Source organism: Photobacterium sp. BZF1 (assembly GCF_014349205.1).
Classification (GTDB): domain Bacteria; phylum Pseudomonadota; class Gammaproteobacteria; order Enterobacterales; family Vibrionaceae; genus Photobacterium.
Genome location: NZ_JACSOF010000204.1, coordinates 1 through 9,514, shown reverse-complemented (window position 1 = coordinate 9,514; position 9,514 = coordinate 1). Strand labels below are relative to the sequence as shown.

General features: G+C 48.0%; 11 protein-coding genes and 1 pseudogene. 7 read left to right on the top strand and 5 right to left on the bottom strand.

All coding sequences use genetic code 11. The annotated features are described in order from the left end of the window. Positions 1–200 (bottom strand): annotated as a pseudogene (locus BIZ37_RS27890) (prepilin peptidase); the annotation flags it as partial. A gap of 146 nt (positions 201–346) precedes the next feature. Between BIZ37_RS27890 and BIZ37_RS27885 the strand changes: the two are divergent. Beyond that, the gene (locus BIZ37_RS27885; protein WP_187464311.1) at positions 347–1,033 is read left to right on the top strand and encodes an NAD(P)H-binding protein; all 687 of its coding nucleotides are present in this window, start codon (positions 347–349) and stop codon (positions 1,031–1,033) included. Positions 1,034–1,117: 84 nt separating this feature from the next. Beyond that, a complete protein-coding gene (gene dusC, locus BIZ37_RS27880) occupies positions 1,118–2,068 on the top strand; it encodes a tRNA dihydrouridine(16) synthase DusC (protein ID WP_187464310.1) in 951 nt (316 codons plus the stop codon). Between the two features lie 91 nt (positions 2,069–2,159). Here the strand turns inward: dusC and BIZ37_RS27875 are convergent, their stop codons facing one another. Both BIZ37_RS27875 and BIZ37_RS27870 read right to left on the bottom strand, forming a co-directional pair. Continuing rightward, a complete protein-coding gene (locus BIZ37_RS27875) occupies positions 2,160–2,714 on the bottom strand; it encodes a hypothetical protein (RefSeq protein WP_146157088.1) in 555 nt (184 codons plus the stop codon). Positions 2,715–2,912: 198 nt separating this feature from the next. Then, positions 2,913–3,347, bottom strand: a complete 435-nt coding sequence (locus BIZ37_RS27870; protein ID WP_187464309.1) for a YcgN family cysteine cluster protein — start codon at positions 3,345–3,347, stop codon at positions 2,913–2,915. Between the two features lie 235 nt (positions 3,348–3,582). Here BIZ37_RS27870 and BIZ37_RS27865 point away from each other — a divergent pair, with 235 nt between their 5' ends. Further along, positions 3,583–3,831 carry a YkgJ family cysteine cluster protein gene (locus tag BIZ37_RS27865; protein WP_187464308.1) on the top strand — a complete coding sequence of 83 codons (249 nt, stop codon included), beginning with the start codon at positions 3,583–3,585 and terminating at the stop codon, positions 3,829–3,831. Here the strand turns inward: BIZ37_RS27865 and BIZ37_RS27860 are convergent. Together BIZ37_RS27860 and BIZ37_RS27855 are read right to left on the bottom strand one after the other, a co-directional pair. Then, positions 3,828–4,073, bottom strand: a complete 246-nt coding sequence (locus BIZ37_RS27860; protein ID WP_107299130.1) for a TIGR02647 family protein — start codon at positions 4,071–4,073, stop codon at positions 3,828–3,830. The two genes, BIZ37_RS27865 and BIZ37_RS27860, sit on opposite strands and share 4 nt — an antisense overlap. A gap of 165 nt (positions 4,074–4,238) precedes the next feature. Beyond that, complete coding sequence (locus BIZ37_RS27855) at positions 4,239–5,117, bottom strand: Tim44 domain-containing protein (RefSeq protein ID WP_107299129.1); 879 nt, start codon at positions 5,115–5,117, stop codon at positions 4,239–4,241. A gap of 195 nt (positions 5,118–5,312) precedes the next feature. Here BIZ37_RS27855 and BIZ37_RS27850 point away from each other — a divergent pair, with 195 nt between their 5' ends. The 4 genes from BIZ37_RS27850 to BIZ37_RS27835 all read left to right on the top strand — a co-directional run. Beyond that, positions 5,313–5,711 carry a TM2 domain-containing protein gene (locus BIZ37_RS27850; protein WP_187464307.1) on the top strand — a complete coding sequence of 133 codons (399 nt, stop codon included), beginning with the start codon at positions 5,313–5,315 and terminating at the stop codon, positions 5,709–5,711. A gap of 298 nt (positions 5,712–6,009) precedes the next feature. After that, positions 6,010–6,606, top strand: a complete 597-nt coding sequence (locus tag BIZ37_RS27845) for a TetR/AcrR family transcriptional regulator (protein WP_187464306.1) — start codon at positions 6,010–6,012, stop codon at positions 6,604–6,606. Positions 6,607–6,754: 148 nt separating this feature from the next. Beyond that, the gene (locus tag BIZ37_RS27840; RefSeq protein WP_187464305.1) at positions 6,755–8,623 is read left to right on the top strand and encodes an MFS transporter; all 1,869 of its coding nucleotides are present in this window, start codon (positions 6,755–6,757) and stop codon (positions 8,621–8,623) included. Positions 8,624–8,816: 193 nt separating this feature from the next. After that, a partial coding sequence (locus BIZ37_RS27835; RefSeq protein WP_187464304.1) for a polysaccharide pyruvyl transferase family protein occupies positions 8,817–9,514 on the top strand: 698 nt, incomplete at its 3' end.

Genomic DNA, 9,514 nt, shown 5'->3' with positions numbered 1-9,514 from the left:
AAGTGGTTCAACACCGCCATTTTGTCATCTTGCTGGAGCGCTACCACCTCATCTTCATCGACACCACCGGTGATCAACACAGGTAACCAGATCTCTGGTGCCAGTGGTTTTGGGTTTGCATTGGCTGCCAAGAGTGCACCCTCAATAAAGGTGGCAGGCATGCCTTCCCAAGCTTCGGGTAACGTCATTAGTTGTGTCATGGTCGGTTCTCATTATCTGTTTCGTCGGCTGATTATAACGGTTTTTGCGCCAGAACAGGAAAATGGTGACAAAAAGACAAACCTATTGAACTTTGCAGTAAATGGTGGCAAAAAAGATGGAGTTATCATCAGGATGGTGGAAATTAATGACAGGTAGCAGTGCAATAATCGCTGGCGGTAGCGGATTGGTCGGTGATGAACTTTTACATCTTCTCCTCAACCAGCCCGATTTCGAGGCTGTCTATGCGCTTTCTCGGCGTGAGCTCCCCCTGCATGGCAGCAAGCTGCACCAGATCATCCATCCTGAACTGCGTGTCACCGAATGGGAAGACGCCTCCCCGACGCCAACTGTCGGTTTCATCTGCCTAGGGACGACCAAGAAACAAGCCGGCAGCAAGAAAGCACTGGAGGCTGTGGACTACCAATTGGTCAAGGAAGTGGCCAAAACTATGAAGATGTTGGGTGTCCGGCATATTGTTGTCATTTCCAGCCTGTTTGCCAGTCCTTGGTCTCCCTCCCATTACCTGCGTTGTAAAGGGAAAATGGAGCAGGCATTGGTGAAGATGGACTTTGAGCACTGCATCTTTGTCCGCCCCGGCCCACTCAAAGGTGAACGCAGCAAACCCAGAAAAGACGAACTGATGGTCCAGGGGATCTTCGATGTCTTCCACCCGCTGGTTATTGGCCCACTCGCCAACCTTGATCCGATCCCGGCAGAGCAAGTGGCAAAGAAAATGCTGAACCTTGCCCAAGAGGCCCAAAGGCACGAATTGCCAAAGGTATTTACCCTCTCAGGACGGATGCTATTAGACAAGCCTGCTATTACCCACTAAAATCTCGCACCCAAGCGGCACGGCGCTGATCTGCCGGATCGGCCCTCGCCTATACTTTTGCACATTGGCTCAAAGAGAAATCACATGCGAGTAATTCTAGGCCCGATGGAAGGTGTCCTTGACCACCTGATGCGGGAAATGCTGACAGATATCAATGATTATGATCTGTGCGTCACGGAGTTTGTCCGTGTGGTTGACCAGCTCCTGCCAAACAGTGTCTTCTACCGCCTGTGCCCGGAACTGCGCCAAGGCGGTAAAACAGCCTCCGGTACACCGGTCCGTGTCCAATTGCTGGGCCAAGATCCTGACTGGTTGGCTGAGAATGCCCACCGCGCCATTTCGTTGGGTTCCCCAGGTATTGATATCAATTTCGGCTGTCCAGCAAAATCGGTCAATAAAAGCCGTGGCGGTGCCGTACTGCTACAAGATCCTGGTTTGATGTATGACATCGTCAAAGCGGTACGCGGAGCAACCGATCCCCGCTTACCGGTCACCGCCAAAGTTCGCCTTGGTTGGGATGAACCGAGTCATTGCTATGAGATTGCCGATGCCGTTGCCCAAGCTGGCGCGGATGAAATCGTGGTGCATGCCCGCACCAAGGTCGATGGCTACAAGGCCGATACCATCAAGTGGGACTATATCCGTAAGCTAAAAGCGAAGGTCAAAACGCCAATTATAGCCAACGGTGAAATCTGGAATCATCAAGATGGCCAGCGCTGTATGGAAGTGACTGGCAGTGATGCCCTAATGGTATGCCGTGGTGCTATCAACCTGCCGAACCTTGGCAACGTGGTCAAACACAATGAGACCCATATGGGTTGGGAGGCAGTGCTGCAACTCCTGCTGAAGTACTCAACCTATGAAATCAAAGGCGATAAAGGCTTGTATTACCCGAACCGCATCAAACAGTGGTTTGCCTACCTGCGCCATGAATACCCGCAGGCCAAGGCGCTATTTGCCGATATCCGCAAGCACAACAAAGCCGCGCCTATCGTCGAGATCCTCGAAAGAAGCTATGCCGACCTCGCGGCCTAAAGCCAACACTTTAAATCGCGACCGTCCAAACAGCAAAAAGCCAGCAACATTTTCATGTGCTGGCTTTTCTATTTCTGGGCTGTATACCCTATTAGGCCCGGCGCTCTCGCCGTACCTGATCCAATGCATCTTGCACCATGTCTAGCTCATCATTTGTCAATTCGCTAAACGCAGCCAAGTAAGCAAGCCGCGTCATTTCGTTTTTACGGCGACGCTCTTCATGCTCATGCACCTTGTAAGCCCGGTTAGCCTGGAAGTGTTGGAAGAAACGTTCGATATCCTCCACCGCCAGACTGGATTCAGGCTTAAGGTGATCTAGCATTATCTCAACGAAGTTATCCGGTAGATGGATGTTGAACTTAGGATCCATCGAATAGATAAACGATAACTCCATCGCCTGCCGGTTTTCTTCCCGGCACCGCCAAAACTGAACTGTGCAGCCATGGGTAATTTGCACATCACCGACCTTATGCAGCGATTGCAATGCTTTACCCACATCCGGAGCACTGCCTACCAGCAGACATTCAAAGCCTTGGGAGATAGCATAGACGCCACACTCCCTCGGCAAGGACTCACGATTGACCATTGAGCACTGGTGGCTTGGCATTGGAATTCTTGGCTTATACGCCCGCCTTAGAGCACTCATTGAACCTACCCAATATAATCATTTTGAGTAAGTATCCATATGCAGGCTTTTTTTTCAAGCATTTATAGAGAAAACGAATCATACCAATAACCTAAGAGATATTGGCGAGGAAAGGAGGCGGGCTGAGAGTGGGTATTTTACTCCCTTCTTTAATGCTGTTAGGCCACCAAAGAAGGAAGTAGGAAAAAGGTCGTTAGACTAGCGGTTAGGATGGTTTAAAATGTGATCTTCCCAGTCAATCACATCGATCTCATACACTACGCTATCGCGTACTGATTCACCGGCAGCATGCATGGCATCTTTCGAGCCGGTCAACAGCGGGTGCCATTCTGGTAGGTCCTTGCCTTCAGCAAGCAGGCGGTAGGCACAAGTTTCAGGTAGCCAGACAAACTCATCGATACGCTCACGGGTCAACTTGAGGCACTCTTCACCCGATTCAAAGCGGTTCGGGTAATCTTTGCAAGAGCAGGTGTCGTTGTCCAGTAGGCTGCAGGCAACATTGGTGTAGTAGATTTCGTCGGTATCATCGTCGATCAGTTTGTGCAGGCAGCATTTGCCACAGCCGTCACACAACGCTTCCCACTCCTGATCGGTCATTTCCTTCAAATCTTTCTCTTGCCAATAGTGCGTCATCACTTTGCCTTCTGTTGCTCTCTACCTTGCCCTTCGTTGCCAAGGCTATCATGGAGGCGGTTTTATAGCTTCCACACCTATAAAGTGCAAGTACTTCCGGCCCTTTGCTACCAATTACACCTTGTAATAATAGTCATTCGTATCCATGACTTAAAAAGCCACATTTTTTTGATCCGTAGCGGCGAGAGTGGTAACGTTCGCAACCGTTTTTATTAGTGTAGATGAGTGGTAAGTGATGGAGTGTCGACTAGGTTGTGGCGCATGCTGTATTGCACCGAGTATTTCTTCCCCGATCCCCGGCATGCCGAAAGGCAAACCGGCCGGAGTTCGCTGCATCCAGCTCAATGACGAGAATTTGTGTAAGATTTTCGGCAAGCCAGAACGTCCTGCCGTGTGCCATCAATTTAAAGCCTGCCCGTCACTGTGCGGAGCGAGCAACAAGCAGGCGTTGGAAAACATTACCGAATTAGAAACTATGACCTAAACCGCCACCTTGCCGGTTAGGATACGTAGAACGGACTTGGCGTGTTCTACCGCCTGATGACCCGAATAGGTCAAGTAGCCGCCGTCCTCTTGGGTCACCAACCCTTTGGCATACAAACGCTGTGCAGCTGCCACCATTTCAGGCGCAGCACCACTGTGCACTTTAATCCCCTCCAAATCGCTGTGCATCGGGAATTTTACTAGCAGGTTCATCTCGTGAACCAAATCGGCATTGTACGGCATGCATTTCTCTCTTACTGAATTAACCTAACAGTAATACTAGCGGCTTATGGCCAGAAAAGTAGGTAGCAAGATCAATTCAAGCGCATCGCGAAAGCGAGCAAGATCATATTTTTGTTATAAAAAAACCGCCCTTTAAGGACGGTTTTAAAATATCGCTTGGTCGTATTATGCCTGGATACCGACAATCAGCCAAGGCGCATTAGGAGTGCGTAAGTCGCGCTCTAGGTGCCAGATATCTGTAATATCTTCCTCTACACCTTCTTGGCGGTCTTTGTAACGGCCAGAGAACTTGATGCTCAGCTGGGCGATGTTGGCATCATAGTCAGCTCGCACTAGTTCTGCATCGACGTACATCACTTCGGTATGCTGCTCACCCTCTAGCTTGGCACGCTCTGCAATCAAATCGTCAAGCAGCGCAGGGCTGACGTACTCTTTGATCTTAGCCAGTTCGTTGTGGTTCCAAGCCCCCTGGATAGTACGGTAGTGCTCTCGGGAGCCGTTCAGGAATGCATTCATGTTAAAGCCCGGAGGCAGGTTGAATGGCACGTCGCTGTCAGTTGATACGTACTCTTCCTGTGCCATGCCGCCTTGGCTCGCCTGCTGGCGGAACTGGTTAGGCTGCTGTGGTTGGCGGGGGGAGTTACCGGCATACGCTTCGCGGTGGCCCATCGGGGTCGATTTGGCACCACGCATGGTTTTGAACAACTTGAAGATAACAAAGGCAATCAAGCCCAAGATCAAAATATCCATGAACTGGATACCTTCAAACGCACCACCAAAGAAGGCTGCTAGCAATCCACCAGCCAATAGTCCGCCCATCAGGCCGCCCATTAGTCCCTTCTTGCTTGAGTTTGCTGCCTGATTAGCACCGGGTTGTTGCTGCTGTCTCAGGGTGTCCGTTTGTTGTGGTTGCTGCTTTTTCACTGGCGCAGTTTTAAAGCTTTTGCCAAATGATTTACCGCCACCAAATTTCTTTGCCTCAACCTCTGGTGCAACGAATGCAACCGTCAGAATAAGGGCAAAAACTGTGAAGATGCGTTTCATTTGAATGAATTACCTTTGCCTCATATAGAATCTTGCATCGTAAACCGCCACAACTGAATGTCAACCAAACCACACAAGCAAATTGTTACTAATATTAATAACCGACGAAATATTTCCCTATCATGCTAGATTGGATTAGTCTTTAATACTAATAACTTCAATGTGTTAATAAAATATTTGTAGGCGGAATAAGATATGCAAGATACGCACAGCAAACTGATCGGATATCTATTGTGGATTTTCGGTTTTACCGGTGCCCACCGCTTTTACTACGGTAGGCCGGTTACCGGCACCATCTGGTTCTTCACATTAGGACTGCTAGGTATCGGCTGGTTGATTGACCTGTTTTTGATCCCATCCATGGACCGCGAGGCCGACCTACGCTTTCAGGGCGGTGACATTGACTACACCGTGGCCTGGCTATTACTGACCTTCCTTGGCGTGTTCGGCGTTCACCGTATGTACATGGGAAAATGGTTAACCGGTATCTTGTATTTATGTACCTTTGGCTTTTTCCTAATTGGTATTCTGGTCGATTTCTGGACCTTGAATGACCAAGTATCCATCGAGAACCAAGAACGCCGCCGCGCCTAATTCAGGGCCAAGGGCCTTGCGGCGTAGTGCGGTAAATCTAATCAACACTGATGCCAGCATTCAAAAAAATGCTGGCATCAGCCATGACTGGGCTCACAACTCACCAAGTAAATGTTAGAAAAGGTTATTAGGCAGGATATGTTGCTTGACCTATTCTTGTTGAAAACACTAAAATATCGAACAATGTTCTAATTATTTTTTGCCTTTTGGCAAAAAAACTTATTTCGCATCATACCCACTCGAGTTGGGCATATTACAATTAAGCAAAATAAGACTTAGTCGATTAAGAGTAACTTCGATGGCAAGACGAAACGACCATACTCGTGAAGAGTTGGTAAGTATGACACTGGAGCAAGTCAAAAACTTTCTCGCCCAGCACCCACACCATGAACTCAGCCTGCGCAAAGTAGCCGCTATGATAGGCTATGTGCCTAGTACACTGGTTAACGTGTTCGGTAACTACAACCTTCTTCTGCTGCATGCGGTGGCCCAGACTCTTGATGAGCTATTTGCCCAAGCAGAAGCGGAAATGAAAGAAGCCTCATCAGCGGAAGATGCACTCAAGCGCCTTGCATACTGTTACTTGGATTTTGCCTCGCAGAACCCATACCGCTGGCAACTTATTTTCCAACATACGATGAATGGTGAGGAATTGCCGGAGTGGCAATCTGAGCGTATCAATAACATGACCGGTATGCTGGAAACCTTGATCCACCAAATCAACCCTAGCCTAAGCAGTGATGAAACCTTGGAAGCCAGCCGTGTGATCTGGTCTGGTGTACACGGTATCACCTTGCTATCGGTAGATGACAAGCTGTTTACTGCCGTACCGGTTGATGGCAAAGCTTTGATTGATAACCTGTTAAGCACTTACCTCAACGCTTGGAAAGGGTAAGTTGTTAACCGTTATTAAGCCGTATCTGGTCTAAGCTTAGACCAGATACCTATACTCTCATGTCAGCAAGTGATAACGTCTTTATTCAACCCGCACAACCTGCGGTGACTACTTTCGATGACCCATTCGAACTCAGGCTAAAGTATTCATGTCAGATCAGTCTCGACTCCTAACCCAGCGGCGCTTCCTGCCCTACTTTCTTACGCAGGCCTTCGGGGCGTTCAACGACAACATCTACAAGAATGTTCTGCTTATCCTTATCGCGTTTGCCGCTCCCGGTACCTTACCGGTAGACAGCGATCTGGTCATAAACCTGGCTGCGGGCTTATTCATTTTGCCGTTCTTCCTTTTTTCAGCCACTGCCGGGGTGATCACAGATAAATACGATAAAGCTAACATCATGCGCGTGGTGAAAATGGCCGAGATCATCATCATGTCTTTGGCTGCGATTGCGTTTATCAGCGAAAACTACCTGATGCTGCTGATCCTGTTGTTCCTGATGGGGACCCAGTCAGCCTTTTTCGGGCCTGCCAAGTACGCCCTACTTCCCCAGCAACTGAAAAAAGAAGAGTTGGTATCCGGTAATGCCCTGGTTGAAACCGGTACCTTCCTAGCCATACTCATTGGTACCTTGCTGGCTGGGGTTATTGCCAACCAGGAACAGGCAACCTATATCGCGGCCATTAGTGTGGTCAGTTTTGCTATTATCGGCTACCTGTGCTCACAAGGGATCCCTTCGGCCAAGCCAAGTAACCCAGATATCGTTTTTAAATGGCAGCCAGTTAAACAAACCCGTAAGACGCTGGCGATTGCCCGCAAAGACAAAACAGTATTCCAATGTATCATGGGAATTAGCTGGTTCTGGTTCCTCGGGGCCTGCTACCTGACACAATTCCCGAACTTTGCCAAACTGCACCTCGGCGGCAATGCGGCATCAGTCTCGTTCCTGCTTACCCTGTTCTCGATTGGTATTGCCGTTGGCTCACTGTTGTGTGACCGGCTATCAGGCCACCGTATCGAGCTGGGCATTGTGCCGCTTGGTAGCATGGGGATCACCCTATTTGGTGCTGGGCTAATGTTCAGTACCCCAAGCACTCTACCTGAAACCCAACCTATTCTTGAGTTTATTACTGACCCTCAACTACTTGGCGTGTTTGTTTGCCTTACCATGCTTGGGGTCTCTGGCGGTATTTTCATTGTCCCACTCTATGCCATGATGCAGCACCGCGCCAAGGAATCAGAACGGGCCCAGGTGATTGCGGCAAATAATATCTGGAACGCCATCTTCATGGTGGTCAGTGCGATTAGCGGCATTGTGGTACTGTCGGTGCTGGAATTTACCATACCGCAGTTCTTCCTGATCTTGTCGGTACTCAACCTGATAGTCGTCGTATACATCTACGTGCAAGCGCCTGACTTTTTCTGGCGCTTTATGGTTTGGCTCGTTAGCCACACCATGTACCGTGTAACCCACAAAGATCTGGCTAACATCCCAGACAAAGGTGGAGTGCTGATCGTTTCTAACCATGTCAGTTACATGGATGCCTTGCTGCTTGCCGGTGCTTGTCCGCGCCCGATCCGTTTTTTGATGGATAGGGATATCTACAACTTGCCGATGGTCCGAGCCTTCTGCCGTGCCTGCAAAGTGATCCCGATTGATGCAACAGATAGAAAGTCGGTCATGAAGGCTTTCATCGGTGTAAGCAAGTATCTCGAGCGTGGTGATGTTGTGTGTGTCTTCCCCGAAGGCCAGTTGACCTACGATGGCGAGATGGGGCCGTTTATGCGCGGGATTGATCTAATCATCAAACGCTCACCAGTACCTGTTGTGCCAGTGGCTATCCAAGGTTTATGGGGCAGCTTCTTCAGCCGAGAGGGCGGACGAGCCCTGTTGAAAATCCCTAAACGTTTCTGGTCAAAGGTGACGATTGTCGCCGGGGAGCCGATTCAGCCTGAAGACACCAATAGCAGCCATTTGCGTGAAGAAGTACTGACGCTGCGTGGGGATAATAGATAATTTTCCCTAACCCTCGCACAGCCAGCACTCTCTCCTAAGCTTGGGAGTGCTGGCTTGAGAAACGTTATAAGACCCAAGTTTTTAGCCCAAGAAAAGCTTTGTAACTGACTTCAACTATACTTGGGAAATCCACGTGCCGAGATATAGTGCCACTAAAGAAAAAATATAAGCTTAGACTTAGACGGGTATACAGATGAAAAAAGCAGTAATTTTAAATGATACTTCATTTGAATCACATCATGGTTGCGAAACAGTTGTAAAGAACATAAAGGCACTTTTACTCCAAAATGGAATCCAAACTATAGATACTCACCCTGTCGGAAAACCATGGGTAGAGAATAAAAGTTTTATCGCTAACATGTCACAAGCTGATATTGTAATTGTAAATGGCGAAGGGACACTGCACCACTCACAACCAAGAGCGAAAGACCTGATATCCGTTGGACAATATGTTAAGGAAAACTTAAATATACCCGTCATACTTATTAACTCTACATGTCAAGATAACAATAATGACATTATTGAGAGTATGAGATGCTATGATTTGATTTTTGTACGAGAAAGCTTAAGTCAAAAAGAATTAGCCCAGTATGATATAGAATCAACTGTAGTACCAGATATGTCGTTTTACTCTAAGTATGACCTGTCGAACAAGGGAGTTACTGGAGGGATCGGTATTACAGATAGTGTCTATTTCGACTTAAGTGAGACGTTGTTTGATTTAAGTTTGAAAGAAGGCTATGAGTTCTTGCCTGCTAAAACAAACAGTAAAATTAGAAAACATACTTTTTATGCTTTGTTTAAGTATGCTAAATCTAATTTATTTAAAGCTGTTAGATATCCATTTTACAAGCTAAACCTAATTAAATTTAAATATAAAAAGATTAGAAA

Bases quoted from the DNA above. Each gene is read 5' to 3' on its own strand.
- BIZ37_RS27885 (WP_187464311.1), top strand. From the start codon at position 347: ATGACAGGTAGCAGTGCAATAATCGCTGGCGGTAGCGGATTGGTCGGT.
- dusC (WP_187464310.1), top strand. From the start codon at position 1,118: ATGCGAGTAATTCTAGGCCCGATGGAAGGTGTCCTTGACCACCTGATG.
- BIZ37_RS27875 (WP_146157088.1), bottom strand. From the start codon at position 2,714: ATGAGTGCTCTAAGGCGGGCGTATAAGCCAAGAATTCCAATGCCAAGC.
- BIZ37_RS27870 (WP_187464309.1), bottom strand. From the start codon at position 3,347: ATGACGCACTATTGGCAAGAGAAAGATTTGAAGGAAATGACCGATCAG.
- BIZ37_RS27865 (WP_187464308.1), top strand. From the start codon at position 3,583: ATGGAGTGTCGACTAGGTTGTGGCGCATGCTGTATTGCACCGAGTATT.
- BIZ37_RS27860 (WP_107299130.1), bottom strand. From the start codon at position 4,073: ATGCCGTACAATGCCGATTTGGTTCACGAGATGAACCTGCTAGTAAAA.
- BIZ37_RS27855 (WP_107299129.1), bottom strand. From the start codon at position 5,117: ATGAAACGCATCTTCACAGTTTTTGCCCTTATTCTGACGGTTGCATTC.
- BIZ37_RS27850 (WP_187464307.1), top strand. From the start codon at position 5,313: ATGCAAGATACGCACAGCAAACTGATCGGATATCTATTGTGGATTTTC.
- BIZ37_RS27845 (WP_187464306.1), top strand. From the start codon at position 6,010: ATGGCAAGACGAAACGACCATACTCGTGAAGAGTTGGTAAGTATGACA.
- BIZ37_RS27840 (WP_187464305.1), top strand. From the start codon at position 6,755: ATGTCAGATCAGTCTCGACTCCTAACCCAGCGGCGCTTCCTGCCCTAC.